General features: G+C 56.5%; 19 protein-coding genes, 1 tRNA gene and 1 pseudogene. 19 read left to right on the top strand and 2 right to left on the bottom strand.

Going from position 1 to position 17,315, the window contains the following annotated elements:
* From J7E41_RS02585 to J7E41_RS02555, 7 genes and pseudogenes are all read left to right on the top strand, one after another.
* Positions 1-558: pseudogene (locus J7E41_RS02585) on the top strand (hypothetical protein); the annotation flags it as partial.
* Positions 555-989 carry a hypothetical protein gene (locus J7E41_RS02580; protein ID WP_285229485.1) on the top strand — a complete coding sequence of 145 codons (435 nt, stop codon included), beginning with the start codon at positions 555-557 and terminating at the stop codon, positions 987-989. The pseudogene J7E41_RS02585 and the gene J7E41_RS02580, both read left to right, overlap by 4 nt.
* A 917-nt stretch (positions 990-1,906) precedes the next feature.
* A complete protein-coding gene (locus J7E41_RS02575) occupies positions 1,907-2,590 on the top strand; it encodes an RDD family protein (RefSeq protein WP_353049386.1) in 684 nt (227 codons plus the stop codon).
* Between the two features lie 2 nt (positions 2,591-2,592).
* Entirely contained in the window at positions 2,593-3,180 is a 588-nt protein-coding gene (locus J7E41_RS02570) for a hypothetical protein (RefSeq protein ID WP_214989868.1), read from the top strand.
* Between the two features lie 46 nt (positions 3,181-3,226).
* Positions 3,227-4,015, top strand: a complete 789-nt coding sequence (gene lepB, locus J7E41_RS02565; protein ID WP_214989867.1) for a signal peptidase I — start codon at positions 3,227-3,229, stop codon at positions 4,013-4,015.
* Between the two features lie 278 nt (positions 4,016-4,293).
* Positions 4,294-4,686, top strand: a complete 393-nt coding sequence (locus tag J7E41_RS02560; protein WP_251029310.1) for a DUF2846 domain-containing protein — start codon at positions 4,294-4,296, stop codon at positions 4,684-4,686.
* A 138-nt stretch (positions 4,687-4,824) separates the two neighbouring features.
* A complete protein-coding gene (locus J7E41_RS02555) occupies positions 4,825-5,520 on the top strand; it encodes a hypothetical protein (RefSeq protein ID WP_214989863.1) in 696 nt (231 codons plus the stop codon).
* On the opposite strand, the gene J7E41_RS02550 is transcribed toward J7E41_RS02555, so the two are convergent.
* Positions 5,505-7,766: a M10 family metallopeptidase C-terminal domain-containing protein gene (locus J7E41_RS02550; protein WP_214989861.1), complete on the bottom strand. Its 2,262-nt coding sequence runs from the start codon at positions 7,764-7,766 to the stop codon at positions 5,505-5,507. The genes J7E41_RS02555 and J7E41_RS02550 overlap by 16 nt on opposite strands.
* A gap of 241 nt (positions 7,767-8,007) precedes the next feature.
* On the opposite strand from J7E41_RS02550, the gene J7E41_RS02545 reads away from it, so the two are divergent.
* Genes J7E41_RS02545 through J7E41_RS02535 form a run of 3 tightly spaced genes read left to right on the top strand, consistent with a single transcriptional unit; the run spans position 8,008 to position 10,904 of the window.
* Entirely contained in the window at positions 8,008-9,678 is a 1,671-nt protein-coding gene (locus tag J7E41_RS02545; RefSeq protein WP_214989859.1) for a vWA domain-containing protein, read from the top strand.
* A gap of 30 nt (positions 9,679-9,708) precedes the next feature.
* Entirely contained in the window at positions 9,709-10,281 is a 573-nt protein-coding gene (locus J7E41_RS02540; protein ID WP_214989857.1) for an RNA polymerase sigma factor, read from the top strand.
* Positions 10,278-10,904, top strand: coding sequence for a hypothetical protein (locus J7E41_RS02535; protein WP_214989855.1), 627 nt, complete (start codon positions 10,278-10,280; stop codon positions 10,902-10,904). The genes J7E41_RS02540 and J7E41_RS02535 overlap by 4 nt, the downstream gene beginning before the upstream one ends.
* 61 nt (positions 10,905-10,965) lie before the next feature.
* On the opposite strand, the gene J7E41_RS02530 is transcribed toward J7E41_RS02535, so the two are convergent.
* Positions 10,966-11,042 (bottom strand) — tRNA-Arg (locus J7E41_RS02530).
* A 217-nt stretch (positions 11,043-11,259) separates the two neighbouring features.
* Between J7E41_RS02530 and J7E41_RS02525 the strand changes: the two genes are divergently transcribed.
* From J7E41_RS02525 to gabD, 9 genes are all read left to right on the top strand, one after another.
* Positions 11,260-11,976 carry a Crp/Fnr family transcriptional regulator gene (locus J7E41_RS02525; protein WP_214989853.1) on the top strand — a complete coding sequence of 239 codons (717 nt, stop codon included), beginning with the start codon at positions 11,260-11,262 and terminating at the stop codon, positions 11,974-11,976.
* Between the two features lie 87 nt (positions 11,977-12,063).
* A complete protein-coding gene (locus J7E41_RS02520; protein ID WP_214989851.1) occupies positions 12,064-12,606 on the top strand; it encodes a sigma-70 family RNA polymerase sigma factor in 543 nt (180 codons plus the stop codon).
* Between the two features lie 104 nt (positions 12,607-12,710).
* Positions 12,711-12,944: a RebB family R body protein gene (locus tag J7E41_RS02515; protein ID WP_179448658.1), complete on the top strand. Its 234-nt coding sequence runs from the start codon at positions 12,711-12,713 to the stop codon at positions 12,942-12,944.
* A gap of 18 nt (positions 12,945-12,962) precedes the next feature.
* A complete protein-coding gene (locus J7E41_RS02510) occupies positions 12,963-13,535 on the top strand; it encodes a hypothetical protein (protein WP_214989850.1) in 573 nt (190 codons plus the stop codon).
* An 82-nt stretch (positions 13,536-13,617) separates the two neighbouring features.
* Positions 13,618-14,256, top strand: coding sequence for a hypothetical protein (locus tag J7E41_RS02505; RefSeq protein ID WP_214989848.1), 639 nt, complete (start codon positions 13,618-13,620; stop codon positions 14,254-14,256).
* Positions 14,257-14,284: 28 nt separating this feature from the next.
* Positions 14,285-14,767: a hypothetical protein gene (locus J7E41_RS02500; protein WP_214989846.1), complete on the top strand. Its 483-nt coding sequence runs from the start codon at positions 14,285-14,287 to the stop codon at positions 14,765-14,767.
* An 83-nt stretch (positions 14,768-14,850) separates the two neighbouring features.
* Positions 14,851-15,165: a RebB family R body protein gene (locus J7E41_RS02495; RefSeq protein ID WP_005783676.1), complete on the top strand. Its 315-nt coding sequence runs from the start codon at positions 14,851-14,853 to the stop codon at positions 15,163-15,165.
* A 50-nt stretch (positions 15,166-15,215) separates the two neighbouring features.
* A complete protein-coding gene (locus J7E41_RS02490) occupies positions 15,216-15,530 on the top strand; it encodes a RebB family R body protein (RefSeq protein ID WP_003187551.1) in 315 nt (104 codons plus the stop codon).
* Positions 15,531-15,823: 293 nt separating this feature from the next.
* A complete protein-coding gene (gene gabD / locus J7E41_RS02485) occupies positions 15,824-17,266 on the top strand; it encodes an NADP-dependent succinate-semialdehyde dehydrogenase (RefSeq protein WP_214989844.1) in 1,443 nt (480 codons plus the stop codon).
* The last annotated feature ends 49 nt before the right edge of the window (positions 17,267-17,315 follow it).

The following is a 17,315-nucleotide window of genomic DNA, read 5'->3' as shown; positions in this document are numbered from 1 at the left end:
GATAGCGCTCTGGATTACCTAGCAGCAGCGATTGGTATAATACCCGGTGCTGGTGATGTTGCCGGAAAAGCCATAAAAGGTGCACAAAAGGCTCTAAAAGCTGGTGATCTCGACACAGCGTCGAAACTGATTAATCAGGCCAGTAATGAAATTCAGAGTGTTAAGGCGCTTGATGTTGGATCATATAAGGATCTTAAAAGAGGTGAAGTTGTTGGCGATGGATTAGAACATGATCATATACCATCTTTCGCAGCTTTAAGAAAATCAAAGGAAGATGGGCTGGGTAGAAAATTGACGCCTGCAGAAGAAAAAACTTTATATCAAAATGCAACTGCTGTAGAAGTTCCCAAGGACGTTCATCAGTCGGGACCAACTTATGGTGGTAAGAATACAGCAGCGCAAGTTCAGCAAGATGCAATCGATCTTTGCGGCGCTATATGTCGTGATACGGATGCTTTAAGAAGTAATATGATAGAGCGTGGATATGATCCACAGCAGGTTGATGGCGCAATAAAAAAAATCGTTGATAGAAATCGTCAATCTGGAGTGATTGAGTGATGCTAATGTGGGATGATTTTGTCGAAGTATTAGGAAGCTCGAAGAAGGATGATAAGTTCATCTATCTTTCTCAAGCGTTTAATGAGCTGCCTAGCATTGATGAGGGGGTTTTAGGTGATAGAATTTATTACTCGTTCTTTCGTTCTGGCGTCTTATTTTTGTTAGAGAATAATTTAGTGGATCAAATTACTTTTTATATAGATGCTGATGAAGGGTTCTCAAAATATCGAGGTGATCTGCCAGTTCCTTCTGATAGTTCAGAATCTGAAATTACTCATCTATTAGGCACACCTTCATCTTTAGGTGGAGGAAAGACAGATATGCTTCTTGGTCATATCAATCGCTGGGTTAAATATGAAAGAGATGGCTATGCCTTACATCTGCAATTCAATAAGAATTCTCAGTTATGTAGAGCAACGCTTGTTAGGTAAAGGAGAGAGTTGGATAGATTTATTTGATTGGCAAGGGGGCGTAAGAAAGCGGGGCGGACCAGAGCGAAAAAGTGGACAGATTTAACTGGCACTTACTTAACAGCTAACCAGCTGATATAACTGCAAAAAAACGTGCAAAAAAGTAGAAAAAAGGGGCGGATTTATTTTTCGCTTTCTTGGGCGAAGTGTTTGCCCGCGATTTCCTATATTTAAGGAATTAGTATTTTTGTCGCGGTGTATCTCTTCTCTTTGCTTGAACGAAAACGGGGTCAGACCACGATTTTAATAGCTTCTGTGAGTTGGATTTTTAGTTTTGGCTTACGAAATTTTGCTCTTTAATAATTTGGATTTTATTTTTTGTGTTCTTGGCGGTTTCAGCTTGGCCAAATTGCGAGAGGGAAATGGGGGCAGACCACGTTTAGGAAAATCGGGGTCAGACCACGGTTTTAATTTTTAATGGTTGGTGTTTTTTATTGTGGACTGACTCCTATTTTTCTACTGCTTGGAAAACCATACCCCCTATGGGACCGTTATGACGTTGTACCTAAAGTCGGTTGCCGACAAGGACTTTACGTTCTACGAGGAGGCATCCAGTGATAAAAAGTAAACATGTTCGAGTTTTTTTCATATCTATTGGTTTATTTTCGATTATATATGGGGTCAGTTTTTTCGTAGCAGTGTTGGTTTCTGGATTTGTCGGAGTGATTTTGCAAACTGATTCGGATTGGGTATACCTCTGGATCGGCGCTCCATTATCTGTGGTGTTGGCAGTGTATTGGACGGTGAATCAATGGGCATATGTAAAAGAGTTTGTGACTGGGCGCCGAGGATGGTGAATGCTGCATTTGCTCGGCTGACAAGTAGTGAGTAAGAGGGTGAGTAAGGGGACGGTCGAATAAGTTAATAAGAGGTGAATAGTGGGGGCTTTCTTAAAGGAAAATTTTCAGAATTGGGTGGTAGAGCGTCTGAAAAATAAATGCGCCCCGCCGTTGCGACCTTTATCACTCGTTCCCCCTATTTTATCGACGGAGAGATGCATAATTTCGTCAACAGACACTTATGATCTGGCAAGCCCCAGAAGGCGGCTGGCCGGTTACGTTGTTTATATGGCGGTTGTATTTTTTATTCTGTTATTGAAAAGTTTCATGATACCTCTATCCGTTCGATTCAGTTCTGCCTTGAGCCTGACTATTTTTTCAGGGGGTGAGTATTTTTTAACCTTACTTGCCCTCGTCTACTTTTCGTTTTGCGATGCGCTGCGCAATGGTCAAAGCTTAGGCAAGTGCCTGTTCAAAATTTCGGTGGTCGGCTTTCCTTACGCTCCGCCCTGTACCGTTCTTCAGTCAGCTTTGAGAAAGTTGCCTAAGGCGCTGTCCAGCATGTTGGACGGTGTATTTGTGTTTTTGGTTTGCATCGGCGACTTGGTGATATGTTGGACAGAACCGTTTTTATCAATTCAACGTAAAAAAACACTCTCACATTTGAATAACTTGAGAAAGGAACCTGGATCAGACCACGCTTTCCGCTATTTAAGGGATTGGTATTTTTATCGCGGTGTGTTTCTTCTTTTCGCCCGTGTCCGTGTTTTTGCAGAGAAGTAGCTATGAAAAAAATCACATTTTTAGTCTTGGCCCTGGCCCTGACAGGCTGTCATTCAAACATCAGGGACTCCTCCCCAAGCCTGCTCAGGGACGGTGTCCAGTTGCAGCAAACCAAAGTCGTTGCTGACGTGGAACACGCCAAGATCATCATGAAGTCGACGGGGTTCCCCCACCCGGTGCAGTTCTCAGTACGGCGCAGTTCCGATGCTGATCAGCGGGCGGAGGTGTTAGGAACCGTGGTTGATTCCGGTCGTGGCAAGGTCTTCGGTTGGATCGCCAAGTTGAATGAGGTCGCTAACAGTGCCGCCGTTAAACGCTTCCCCCAGTTGGAAGTGCAGGCCGATTCCGGGCAGGCGATTGAAGTGATCGGTGAGTCGCGGGTCTACGACTCGAACTACTACCGCTATGCCGAGAAGATTGTTTATGCCTGCGGCCCTATGCGTTCAACCTTCAAGCCCGAGAAGCAAAAGGTTTACCTGGTGGAGTTTGTGATCATCGGTGCGGGTTGTGAGCAGCATGTCTATGACGTCACCGAGCCCACGAAGCATCTTCCCGTCACCACTGACCAGCAAAACTCCGGCTCAGTCTGACCTGGATTTTCTTCGTTTGTCCTTCTGCCCCCGTCAAGGAAGACCCATGAAAACTGTTAAATCTTCTCTGCAAGCCTTCCTGATGTCCTGCTTGGTGGCAGGCTGGGGCCTGGTGTATGTCGGCCGTATAAAGTGGGGGATATGGGTCGCCGCGTTGATGTATCTCGGCATTGTGCTCCTGGGTGTTTGTGGATTGATTGCCAGCCCGGCGGGCATGTACGTTTTCGTCGCCTTCATCATTGTGGTCAAACTGGTTTCGGCTGTGATGGCGACGGTGTTGGCCCGTCGGTATAACGGGCCGCACGGGATCCCTCGTGTTCGATTTCATGTGTGCTATGTGGTCGTACTGACCTTGATTACCCTGACTGTGCTGGGGGGGCTGCGAAACCCGTTACTCGGCTACCAGAACTATTTCGTGTCCTCAGGCTCGATGGTCCCTACGTTGTCGATAGGTGATTACATTGTGTCTGACACCCACGCGGGCTCACCCAAGGTCGGAGATATTGTGGTGTATCGCTATAACGAGACCGAAGCCACCAAGCGTGTGGCGGGAGTCGCCGGCGATACGCTGGCCATCGTAGACGGCGATTTGATTCGTAACGGAGAAAACCTGGGTTTGTTCCATGCGCCCGCGCAGAGGGTCAAGAAGGACTACTCGCGACAACTGGCGCCGCTGACGGTCGAGCCGGGACACGTTTATCTGCTGGGCGACAACCGCGATGTCAGCAATGACAGCCGCTTTATGGGGCAGGTTGAGCTCAAAGACGTTGTTGGCAAGGTGACCGGTATTTGGTTTTCCAATGAGTGGTCAAGAATGGGCACGACCTTTCCTTGAGGCAGAGCGGAAAGGCACTCCGAAGTGCTTTATCACTTAAATAAATCTGTTCTCTTTTTTCATTTCAGGATTAGACACTCATATCTTCGCGCTAATGGCCGACAAACTAGGGCTTGATCTGAAGCAGTAATGGATGCGCGAACTGCGACCTGCATCTCAACCCGTTTATCAGTAGCACCACAAGGAAGAAATACATGATGAAGCTGTTCTGCAAGGCTGCTGTTGTTTTATCCATGGCCACGTTGGTTGGCTGCGCCTCGGCACCGTCGGTGGAAAAGATGCAGGCCGACGTGGCGAATTATTCGTTGCCCAAGGCAGCTGTAGCTGACAAAGGGTTGGTGTATGTGGTGCGCCCGAGCAATGCCGGGATGATGGTGCGGTTTAATGTCTTCCTCGACGACAAGGAAGCCGACTCTGAGATGGGTTACAACCGCGGGAACCAATACATTTATTTCTACATGACCCCCGGTCAGCATGTAATCAGCTCCAAGGCGGAAAACTGGGCGGACATGACCATCACGGCCAAGGCTGGTGAAGTCATTTACCTCAAGCAGGAAGTCGAGGTGGGTGTGGTGATGGCGCGCAATAGTTTGAAGGTATTGAGCGATGTGGAAGGCCGCTATTTGGTCAAGGATGCTTCCTTGGGGACGGTGGTAAAAGAGAGCAAGTGAGCCTGAGATCGTCGAGGGTTCAGGCCTTCGACTTTCCCTTGATTCGCCAATAAAGCCGCTCCTTTATCCATCTCTTTTATCTGAAGCGACAATAGGTGCCCCGCCCACTGTCTCTGGCAAAAAACATTAAGGACCGATGTGAACAAATTCCTTTTCGTACTCTTCACTACCCTGGTACTCACCGGCTGCGTCAGCCACCCGCTGACCCCCGAAAACCGCACTCAGATCAAGACCGTCAAGGTGCTGCCTGTCAAATGGCAGGAGAAGCAGATGGTTTATATGGGCCGTGAACAAGCCTGGGGCGCCGCTTTGGGGGCCGGTCTCGGCGCGGGCGTCGGCATGGCCGCTGGTGCTTCCAAGTTGGGCACCGCCGCCTTGTCGGGTGCGGGCTTTGCCGCTGGCATGAAGGCTGGCCAGTTGGCCGAGATGTCGACTCCGATGGCGATTCTCACGGTCATGGAAGCCGAAAAAATTGACTTGGGTGCGTTGGTCAAACAAGGCTTTGTCGACGCGTTGGGCAAGACCTCGTCCCTTAAAGTGGTGGGTGATGATGAGCCGGCCGACGCACAGATTCAGTTGACCGTAGGCGAGTGGGGCTTTCGCCTGACCCAGGGGTTCAGCAGTGTGGTCTACCCAACCGTCACGGTGCTGGCGGTGATGAGCCGTGGCGATGAGATGGTGTGGCGCACCAGTGAGTCGATCACACCGCTCAACGGCCAAAACGTCTATGGCTACACGCCGCTCACCTACCGTACGGACCCCGCCGCCCTGCGTCAGGCGCTGACCGGCATCACCCAGATCGCCGGGCAGTATTTGGTTCAGGAACTCAAGTAACTAGAATAGATGCCTGCGCTTCTGGTATCTCGATTCTTTTGCTCCTGGCGATGCCGCTGGATCAGCTCTATGCGGCTGGCCGTGCCCATCCAGGCGCGACCGCCGCCCAGTGGGCCACTGATGGCGCCGGTGTGCAGCGCGATAATTTCCCCTGTATCGGCCGAGATCACTGGAGAGCCAGAGGTGCCCGGTATCTTGTAGGCGTCGTGATAGAACGCGCTCTGATACGCGCTGTCACTGCTCAGTCCCAGGATGGTGGTGGGCTTGCCGCTGCCGTTTAAAAAGGAAATACCGAGGGATTGTTGCCCATGGTTGGGCATGAAGATTTTGTGCCCAGCCGTTATCTGTGGGTGGGTGGCCAGTTTGAGCGGTGGGAATTGACGCGCCAGTGCCGTTCTTTGCGCTTGGGGCAAATCAACCCTCAATTCGGCATAGTCCAGTCGAGCGTCACCGCTGATCAGGTTTTTATCCAGCGGCACCTTGCGCGCGGCTTTCATGCGCCCGTCTTCACCTTCCTCATACCCCAGCCACAGTTCGAGCCTGCTGCCTTTTTCGAGCGCCTCGTGAACATGTTTGTTGGTCAGTACGCTGTTGCCCCCATCGATCAGTGAGCCGGTGCCCAGCGAGCGATGATGGACCCGCTCGTAGCCCCATGAGTCGCGCATTACCGTGACTTCGCGAATGGTGCCCACCGCCCTTGCTGCGGTGTGCATGGGTGTGCCTTTGAGCGATGCGCTGGACCAGTTCTGCAAAGAAAAGGGGGCCTGTTGCAAGCCTGTTTTTGGAGTGGTTGGGGCGTTATCCGGACGTATCGCCCGTCGGGGATGACTCGGTGTGACGTCGACGGGGAGGGAAGGGCGCGGCGGTAAAATCGGTGTATTCGAGTGGTGGCGGATGACGTCAGCGGGCTTGATGACGCCGTTGCTTCTAATGAACAGGTCCGACTTGCCGGTTCCATTTAAGTCGATAGCCAGGCTGTGTTCCCGGGTGTAGGCGTTATAACCGAGCACTGCTTCGCCGGGTCGTCCACTAAACCGTGTGACAAAGCTCAGCGCATGAATGCCGGCCTCTTTCATCGCGCCGGACACATCGATTTTGTCCTGCCCGCTGGTGAAATCCAGGAGCAGGTCGGGCCGGCTCTCGGTGGAGTCGCTGGCCTTGTCGTAGACAAAGGTGTCCGCACCCGCGCCGCCCTCCAGCCTGTCTGCACCGGCACCACCCTTCAAGCGGTTGTTCGCGGCGTTGCCGGTCAGTTGATCATCCCCGGAGCCTGCGATGGCATTTTCCAGTGTCACACCCTTGGCGATGGACACGTTGCCTTTCATGCCGCCGACATCCGAGAACTGCTCGGCCTTGAGGTTGATGGATTGGTTCTGGTGGAACCCCGAGAAGTCCAGCGTATCGTTGCCGCCACCGTCCCATACACAGAATACAGGGGCATCGGTTGAGGCTTTGAGACTCAGGAAGTCGCTGCCGGTATTGGAGTTGAAGCCATAGATCGTGTCGTCGCTGCGGGTCTTGAAATTGGCGCCGTAGAGTTTTTGTACGGCGCTGATGTCAGCCATCATCGGCCCGGCAGGATAGTGGGCTTCCTGATTCTTGCGATGATCGTGACCGCGATGGCCCTCCCACCAGTAGCTCATGACGCTGTAGGCGCGAGTGTCCTCGGCGTAGCTGGCGTGCTGATCGTAACTGCCACCGCCGTTGTATTTTCCGGGATGCATCAGGCCCAGGGTGTGGCCTATCTCATGGGTCAGCAAATGCCGGCTGTAGCTGTCGTGATTGAAGGGGCGACTCTTGCCGTCTGACGCGAACCAGGCTTGCGTGCCATTGCGGTAGATGCCGGGATAGGACGCATGGGCTGGAAGACCACTGTTGGCATCATTGCCCAGCAACAGTCGCCCTTCAGCGTCTGGCGTATTTTCGTTGAAAGACAGCTTGGCCACATCGGCCCAGGACTGCATGGATCTTCTGGCGTGTTCCTTCTGGTAGCCGGTGAATTCGTTGGCACCGGCCGGGGTGTCGTAAGTGGATTTCGACGGAGTGAAGAATTGATAGGAAATGCTTGTTACACCATCAAGGTTGCGGTCCTTCCAGCGGTAGCCCATTCGGGTGAGTTGCTCGGCCGCTTGATCAGTGGTGTAGGAAGGTTTGCGTGATGGGGGCTCAGAACGGCCATACAGTGGCCAGGATGCACGTGAGTTTGGCTCACCGGACCAAGCGACTCTGCGTTGTAGGTCAGTCATGGCGTTGTTCCTCTTTTTTGACGTCCCGTGCAGCGCAAGACTCAACGTATTTGGCCTGAGGGGCGGGTGCTCGGTGAGTGGCGTTCTCACGACGCCAGGTTCAACGTGCCTGTGTAGCCAAACGTGATTCGAGCCGAGTCCCTCCAAAGCCGTTGCCAAAAAAATTTCGAGCTTTAACCCGAACCGCGAGTGCCCTGCGTCTGATTCTGTGAACGGATCATTCATACTCGAGGTTCAGCCCATGTCCCGTCCTCTTCTGCTCCTGCTTCCTGCTGCCCAGGGCTTTGCCGTTACCTTGCTGGTGGCGCTGGCCGGTTGTGGGTTGTCTTCGTCCCAAGACGTTGCCAAGACCTCCGACGTCGCACCTGTTCCCGAGCTGCAAAGCGAACCGGTTCACCCACAGGGCGCCATGGTCAAACGCGTGGCCACTCCGATGGCGGCCCCGAGGGTCGCGAGCTTTGCCATGCGTGATTCGGTGCAGAGGGAGTACCGCGCCGAACCTCGCGAGCAATATCAAAACCTGCCGGACAACCCCGTTCATAGCGTCGCCGAAACGCCGGTGTCGACCTTCAGTGTTGATGTCGACACCGGCAGTTATGCCAACGTCCGACGCTTCCTCAATCAAGGCCACATGCCGCCCGACGGTGCTGTGCGACTTGAGGAAATGGTCAATTACTTCCCCTACGATTACGCCCTGCCTACAGACGGCTCGCCGTTTGGCGTGACCACCGAAGTGGCAGTGTCACCGTGGAACCCGCACACCCGCCTGTTGCGCATCGGCATCAAGGCTTCGGATCGTGCCGTGGCGGACCTGGCACCGGCTAACCTGGTGTTCCTGGTGGATGTGTCCGGCTCCATGGATCGTCGCGAAGGGCTGCCGCTGGTCAAGGGCACGCTGAAACTGTTGGTGGATCAACTGCGGGACCAGGATCGCGTGTCGCTGGTGGTGTATGCCGGTGAGTCGCGGGTGGTGCTCAAGCCGACGTCGGGGCGCGACAAGGCGAAGATTCGTAACGCCATCGACCAGTTGACCGCTGGGGGTTCGACCGCAGGCGCCTCGGGTATCGAGATGGCGTATCAAATGGCCCGCGAAGGATTTATCGACAAAGGCATCAACCGCATCCTGCTGGCCACGGACGGTGACTTTAACGTCGGCGTCAGTGATTTCGACAGCCTCAAGCAGATGGCCGTCGACCAGCGCAAAAGCGGAGTTTCCCTGACCACCCTGGGGTTTGGTGTGGATAACTACAATGAACACTTGATGGAGCAACTGGCCGACGCGGGCGACGGTAACTACGCCTACATCGACAACCTGCGTGAAGCGCGCAAGGTGCTGGTGGAGCAGCTCAGCTCAACCCTCGCGGTGGTGGCCAGGGACGTCAAGTTGCAGATGGAATTCAACCCGGCCCAGGTCAGTGAGTACCGCCTGCTGGGCTATGAAAACCGTGCCTTGAAGCGTGAGGATTTCAACAACGACAAGGTCGATGCCGGCGAGATCGGTGCGGGGCATACGGTGACGGCGTTGTATGAGATTGTGCCGAAGGGCGAAAAGGGCTGGCTGGAACCGTTGCGCTACGCTGACACTCCTAAGGTGGACGGCAAGACGGGCGAACTGGCGATGTTGCGGGTTCGCTACAAGCCTGCATCAGGTGGCAGCAGCCGGTTGATCGAGCATCTGGTCAGCAGTGAGCAGACGCCCGGCAAACCCAGCGATGACCTGCGGTTTTCGGCGGCCGTGGCCGCCTTCGCCCAGCAACTCAAGGGTGACGGCCGTTACACTGCGGACATGAGTTTGAAAGACACTGCCGCATTGGCCCGTTCTGCCCGGGGCGACGACCCGTTCGGCCTGCGCAGCGAGTTTGTGCAATTGGTGGAGCTGGCGCAGAGCCTCAAGGCGCCTGCCCAACCCTGATCCCCGCACCGAAAGGAGTTCGCCACCTACATGCCTGCTTCGATTGATCCACCCAGCGACGAAGCGCTGCTGGCCCGCTACCGCAACGGCGACGGGGCTTCTTTTGAAGCCCTGTATGCGCGGCATCGACTGGGTCTGTACCGTTTCCTCGTGGGCCTGAGCAACAAGGCCGAACTGGCTGAAGAAGTGTTCCAGGAGACCTGGCTCAGCCTGATCCGCAGCACCACCCAGCCTCAGGGCCGGGCGAGTTTTCGGACCTGGCTGTTCCAGATTGCCCGCAACCGCCTGATCGATCATTGGCGCAAACACGGCATCCACAACCCGTTGCATGACAGCTACGATGAGCAGCTTCATGTCCAGCCCGACGACACCGCCAGCCCCGAGCTGCAGTTGAGCTTGAGCCGCGATCAGGGCCGCCTGGAAGCGGCCCTGCAAGACTTGCCCGAAGACCAGCGCGAAGTATTTCTACTGCGCCTGCATGGCGATCTTGAAGTGCCGCAAATTGCCGCCTTGATCGGCGCGCCACTGGAAACGGTCAAAAGCCGCTTGCGTTACGCCCAGCAGAAATTGCGTCGACTGCTGGCCGAGGAGGTACCCGCATGACTGACTCCCGACATACCCCGGATCCCACCGACGACGTGCTGATCCAACATTTGCGGCAACACACCAGCGGCGAGCCGCCGGCATCGCTGGACGCCTTCATCCTGGCCACCGCCCACCGCGAAGCCCCGGCGCCCCAGCCGAGCCTTTGGCAACGTTGGCTGCAGGCCTGCCAACGGCCACGCTGGCAGATGGCATTTGCCACCGTTGCCGGTGTAGCGCTGATGATTGGCCTGGTCGTGCGCTCACCGGTGCCTGACACCGAACTCTCCGCGCCCGCGCTACGGGACCACTCCACCAACTTCCGTGAACTGGCCCGCCCGGTCCTGTACGCACCCGCGCCTGCCCCGGCAGCTCCCGCTGCACCAGTGGGGTTTGCCATGGCGCCCCAGGCCGACAGTGCGCGGGTTCAGGCTGAGGTCGCGGGCACCATGGCGGATGCGCCTGCGGCAAAAATGAGCAAGCGGATGACGGTCCAGCCACAGTCCCTGGAGCAAGGGCTTCGGGAAATCGTACGCCTGCGCCAGGCGGGTGAGGCCAGGGCGGCCGATGAACAGCTCCTGGCGTTGTATAAACGTTTCCCCCAGGAAGACTTGCCGGCTCGGTTGGAGGCGTTGCAAAAGTAATAAATAAACGGCGACCACGAAAAAGCCCCAGGTCTTTCGACCTGGGGCTTTTTCGTTTGTATGGTGCACCCGGCGGGATTCGAACCCACGACCCCTGCCTTCGGAGGGCAGTACTCTATCCAGCTGAGCTACGGATGCTTGTGCGGGCGACATCATACCCATGTCGGCCTTAGGCGTCCATGCTGGTTTTTTCCGTGGCGATTACCGGCTGTTGCGGCTGGCAAGCGGAACCCATTGCCGCCCTGCGTTCACAAGTCCCCGCGCCGGACGTCCCTTTGTTTGCTTTGCTCTGTTGGCTTCAAAGTCCCTTCTGCCGCGTCTGGCGCGGCATTTTCCTGTCAGACCAGGTGAACGCATGCATTCCAAAGGAACCGTGATGCTCGATCTCCCGTTGCGACAAACATTGTTGGCTCGCTCCGATTTGTTCCGGGGTATGCCAGAACATCTTTTGCACTATGTCGCGACCCATATGGTGGAGCGAACGTTGGCAGATCGCGAACTGCTCTATTTCAAGGACGACACTCTCGAATTTATCGCCGTGGTGGTGGAGGGCCGGGTCTACTCGGTGATGCAGGGGCCTGATGGCCGTGAACAGATCATCGGCAATGCCGGGGCGGGGCAAGTGGTGGGTGAGTCAGCGTTGATTTCGGGCCATGGTCGTGAATCCTCGACCTTTGCCAGTGGCCCGACGCGGTTGCTGCAGCTGGGGAGCAGGCATTTTTCGTTGTTGTTTGAAGAGCCGGTATTTTTGCGGCGTGTGTTGATGTTGATGATGGTTCGCTTGCTCAAAGTTATCGAGTTGCTGGAGCTGGTTTGCCTGCATCGACTGGAGTCGCGGTTGGCAAGGTTTCTGTTGGCCAACATGGACGATATCGACCTGGCGATGGCTTTGCCCAGGGTGTCGTTGCCCGCCAGCCAGAGTCTGCTGGCCTCGATGCTCAATACCAGTCGTCCCAAGCTCAATGTGCAGTTGCAGTTGTGGCGCCGTAGCGGGCTGATCAGCGGGAATCTCGATCGTATGGTGATCAACGATCTTGACCATCTACGGCGCAAAGCCTGTTCGTTGAATTAATCAGGGTGTTGTTCCCTAAGTAACAGCGTCCCCCTGTACATCCCCTACAGACTGACTCCCATCAAGAACGCACAGGGAGTGCCGGCAATGGGGATGAAAGTTCTACAGCAACGCTCAGTAGCGGCGGTGGATCAGTTGTTCGAAGCCAGTTGGCGCGCAGTCTATGAGGAGCTCAAGCGCCGTGCCGTCCGACGGGCCAAGGGCAATACGGAGCTGGGGCAGGAGTGGTTATCGGCTACAGCCGTCAAAGCGTTGCTGTTTTTCCGGCGCTCACCGGAGCGGATTCGCGACCCCGAGGGGTTTCTGTTTCTGGTACTCAACCACGTATTTCTCGACAGCCTGCGGCGCAGCAAGCGGGAAGGGCGGCTGTTCGATCACTCGATTGATCTGCAGCACGATCATCAAGCCATTCTGGCGGCGCCTTGTGTCTCGGTGCTGGAGCGTACCGAGTTGTATGAGCGCCTTGCCCAGGTCGATCTGCGTGTAGCGCAATTGCCGCTGATGCAGCGTCGACTGTTTGAAATGCGCTTCGTCGACGACATGCCTTACCCGCAAATCGCTGCCGAGCTGGGCATCACCCTGCCTTTGGTGCGCAAGCGAGTGCAATTGTTGCGGGCCGCGTTGCGCTGAACCATTCACAACTGTCGGCGCGGGGCGTTCTAGTTCAATGAGTACAAGCCCTACGTGATAACCACCGGCGCCCTTGCCGGGTCGATTCCATCAAGGAGAGATGTATGACAGATCCGATGGTCAACAGCCAGATTACCGACGCTGTAACCCAAACCAACGTCAAGGTGGTCGCGGAGGCGCCGGCCCAGGCCATTGCGTCGCTGTATCAGGTGGCCAGCAGTGCTGCCGGCCTGTCCTTGCAGAACGCGGTCAACAGCCAGCAGGCCATGAACCAGATCTCCAATGCGGTGATCTCCAAGGCGGTCGCGTTGATCATGCAAATTGGCGAGAAGGGCTGAGCCCTGGGGAGCCGCATCATGTCGTGGTTCAGCAGAAAAACAACCGCTACCCCGCCCGCCGCGCCAGCGACTGATCCGCCCGCGCCGCCTCCTGCCACACCGGCACGACGTTCGGTGATAGACCGCATGAACGAACATCTGCTCACCCAGGCGAGCACGCCGTCCACGGACAGCACGGCAGCGCTCAACAGCCAGATCGTCCAGGCCGTGCAGTTCACCAACGCGCAGAACTACGCCTATGCCCCGGCACAGATCGCCGTGGCCGCCGACATGATGATCAGCCAGGCCGCGGGTTTGGTGGCGCAGTCGGCGGCGGGGTATTTCGACGGGGTCACCAAACTCGCCCTTGCCGCCCAGGCGGTATTGCTGGAGCAGATGACCAAAAACATCGTTGAAAACCACCCCGCCAAAGCGGCCGAGGACGCCTTGGGTGCGCTGGCCACCGACCTGCTGGTGGGCGCGGCCGCTGCCGTTGCGGCTGCTGCGGGTGCGATGGAGGCCGAAGCCGCCAGCGTGGCGATCGACAAGATCGACCAGAGCATCGCCAAGTACAGCAGCACCCTGGCCAATCGCGCCGCGCCGGCGGCGTAGACCGAGCATCGAGTTCCAGAACCCTTCTGGAGCTGTGCAACAGCAACTTGAAAGTAACTTTTCTTAAATGAGGAGCGACATCATGCAGCCTGGAGATATTGTTTTTTCAGTGGCGCAAGTGGATGACAACGTGCCTACCAGTCTTCCCCGTGCCTTTATTCGGGCGGGCCAATGGCTCAAGGCCAAAATCTTCGGTACAGGCGATCCCAACGTGCCGGTGGTGCATGCGGCCATTGCCGTCGATGCCACCCACGTGATCGAAAGTGTCGGCGATGGCATTCAACTGACTGACCTGACCAGCGAAACCCCGCCCCGTGGGGCGATGGTCTTTACTTGCACTGAACCCGATCTGGCAAACGCTGCCGCCTATGCCGCCGGCCAGTTCTACGGCGACGTGGTCAGCAAGGACATCAGTGGGCGCTACAGCAAGTGGAACGCGATGCTGTCGATCTTCAAGCTGTCGGCCTATGAGCCCGGCATCATGAGCCGGATCAACGAGTCGGTGTCCATCAGCAACGCCGCGTTCTGTTCGCAATTTGTCGCCAACGCGTACGAGGTGGGCAACCTCTATACCAACGCCAATCTGCTACCGGTGCCTGCGCCGATTTTCGACACGCGGCCCACCGTCATGACCCCGTGGGAATTGGCCTCCAGTTGCGACAACGACGAAGACTTCTATTTCGCCGGCTTCTGGGAAAACAACGCAGAGGTGCGGCTTTAGCGGCCCATCCACGGCCCAGGAGAGCGAAATGGCTCAACCCGAACAAAACCCCGTAGCGGATATCTACCGCCTGGCAGAAGCCCTCGAACTGCCGCTGACCCCCGGCGACCGGCAAGTGCTGGAAGCACTGGTGCGCAGCAGGCCGCAGACCTTTGCCGGCACCTCGCAGGCGCTCATCGATCAGGCCCGGGAGCAGACGAGCCAGTTGATCGAAACTGAGCGCGCGCGTACCCATGAGCTGCTTGAGCGGGCCAAGGCCAATGAAAACACCCTCCGGCAAACCGCCGAGCAGCGTGAAGCGCTGATCCAGCAATGGCTCAAGGCGCAGCAACCGCAGGCTTCAGCGGGTACGCCGGAGCAGGCTGAGCGCTCCTTCAAGGAGCAGTGGTCCGAGCAGATCAGACAGGAAGTCAAAGCCGCTATTGATGTGCAAATGAAAGAGTTGATTGCGCAAATTGAATCGACCCTTGGCCAGTTGAGCGAACAACACAGTCAGCGTGTGCAGAGTTGATTTCGACCCGCTTCACACCGGCTGTTTTGCAACGTTCATTGATGAACACGGAATGCTCCGTGTACTAAATAAGGAAATTGATCATGGCATTTGTAAACGAGCAAATCACCGACGCGGTCACCCAGACCAACGTCAAAGTGGTGGCCGAATCGCCAGCAATGGCGATGAGTACCATCTACCAATCCATGGCCCAGGCCACGGCGATTCTGTTCCAGAACGCAGTGTCGGCCCAACAGCAACAAAACACCCTGGCCCAGGCGGCTACCAACCAGGGCGTGATGCAGATCTACAGCGTCGACACCACCGCTGGCGCCGCCGCCACCGAGAAGGTCGCCCAGGGCGGGGTGTCGGATAACCTCACCAGCCTGTTGACCGTGCTCAAGTCGTTCCAGCCTTGATGGCTGAGCGTTAACGGATGTTGTTCTTTCTAAAACCAGGAGTTCTAACCATGAGTACAGTCAGCCCGCAAATCACCGATGCCGTCACCCAGACCAACGTCAAGGTCGTTGCCGAATCGCCGGCCATGGCCATGAGTACCATTTATCAGTCCATGGGTCAGGCCACCGCGATTCTGTTCCAGAACTCGGTCTCGGCCCAGCAACAGCAAAACACCTTGGCCCAGGCGGCTACCAACCAGGGCGTGATGCAGATCTACAGTGTCGACACCACGGCTGGCGCCGCAGCCACCGAAAAAGTCGCTCAGGGCGGCGTGGCCGACAACCTGACCAGCTTGCTGGCCGTGCTCAAGTCGTTCCAGCCGTAAGTCGTAGGCGTCCCAACGCCCCCATCGCCAGCAGGCGATGGGGGCGTTGTCGTTTGTGCGTTTGATCTGAAAGGTGGGACAAATGCGTCGTTTACGTTCTTTTTTTCGAACAGACTATTGTCCTTTACCCCCATTGATCCTAGGATTCGTTTGAGATTTCAAACGCTCTGTCTCCCGTGCGCTATGTATTTGCTTGCGCCCAGTGACTGATTTCCCTGACGGCAGCCCGAAAGGCGCCTTTCAACAACTCTAATTTGCTCCGCGCGCGCGCGGTGCTGTTAAGGAAAGCCGACATGCAGCTTAAAGACACCCAGTTGTTCCGCCAGCAAGCCTTTATTGATGGCGCTTGGGTCGATGCGGACAACGGTCAAACGATCAAGGTTAATAACCCCGCGACCGGCGAAATCCTGGGCACCGTGCCGAAGATGGGCGCTGCCGAAACCCGCCGCGCCATCGAAGCGGCCGACAAGGCCCTGCCGGCCTGGCGTGCACTGACCGCCAAGGACCGCGCCAACAAGCTGCGTCGCTGGTTCGAGCTGATCATCGAGAACCAGGAAGACCTGGCTCGCCTGATGACCCTGGAGCAAGGCAAGCCGCTGGCTGAAGCCAAGGGCGAAATCGTCTACGCCGCCTCGTTCATCGAGTGGTTCGCCGAAGAAGCCAAGCGCGTCTACGGTGACGTGATTCCCGGCCACCAGCCCGACAAACGCCTGATCGTGATCAAGCAGCCGATTGGCGTGACGGCGGCAATTACGCCGTGGAACTTCCCGGCCGCGATGATCACCCGTAAAGCAGGCCCGGCCCTGGCCGCCGGTTGCACCATGGTGCTCAAGCCTGCGTCGCAAACACCGTTTTCCGCGTTCGCCCTGGCTGAACTGGCCCAGCGTGCCGGTATTCCAAAAGGCGTGTTCAGCGTGGTGTCCGGCAGCGCCGGCGACATCGGCGGTGAGCTGACCAGCAACCCGATCGTGCGCAAGCTGTCCTTCACCGGTTCCACCGAAATCGGTCGCCAGCTGATGGCTGAATGCGCCAAGGACATCAAGAAAGTCTCCCTGGAGCTGGGCGGCAACGCACCGTTCATCGTGTTCGACGACGCAGACCTGGATAAGGCCGTCGAAGGCGCGATCATTTCCAAGTACCGCAACAACGGCCAGACCTGCGTCTGCGCCAACCGCCTGTACATTCAGGATTCGGTGTACGACGCGTTCGCCGAAAAACTTAAAGTGGCCGTGGCCAAGCTCAAGATCGGCAACGGTCTGGAAGAAGGCACCACCACCGGCCCGCTGATCGACGAAAAAGCCGTGGCCAAGGTTCAGGAACACATCGCTGACGCCCTGAGCAAAGGCGCGACCCTGCTGGCGGGCGGCAAGGTCATGGAAGGCAACTTCTTCGAGCCGACCATCCTGGTCAACGTGCCGAAAAACGCCGCCGTGGCCAAGGAAGAAACCTTCGGCCCATTGGCACCGCTGTTCCGCTTCAAAGACGAAGCCGAAGTGATCGCGATGTCCAACGACACCGAGTTCGGCCTGGCGTCCTACTTCTATGCCCGTGACCTGGGCCGTGTGTTCCGTGTGGCCGAAGCCCTGGAATACGGCATGGTCGGCGTCAACACCGGGTTGATCTCCAACGAAGTGGCGCCGTTCGGCGGCATCAAGGCGTCGGGCCTGGGCCGTGAAGGTTCCAAGTACGGGATCGAGGATTACCTGGAAATCAAATACCTCTGCCTGGGCATCTAAACCCGGCAAGGCATTGCGTTAAACGCAAAGGGCACGAGAGCGCTGTCCC

This window comes from Pseudomonas fluorescens, assembly GCF_018614655.1.
In the GTDB taxonomy this organism is placed as follows: Bacteria; Pseudomonadota; Gammaproteobacteria; order Pseudomonadales; family Pseudomonadaceae; genus Aquipseudomonas; species Aquipseudomonas fluorescens_BX.
This window is presented reverse-complemented; position numbering and strand designations above follow the sequence as displayed.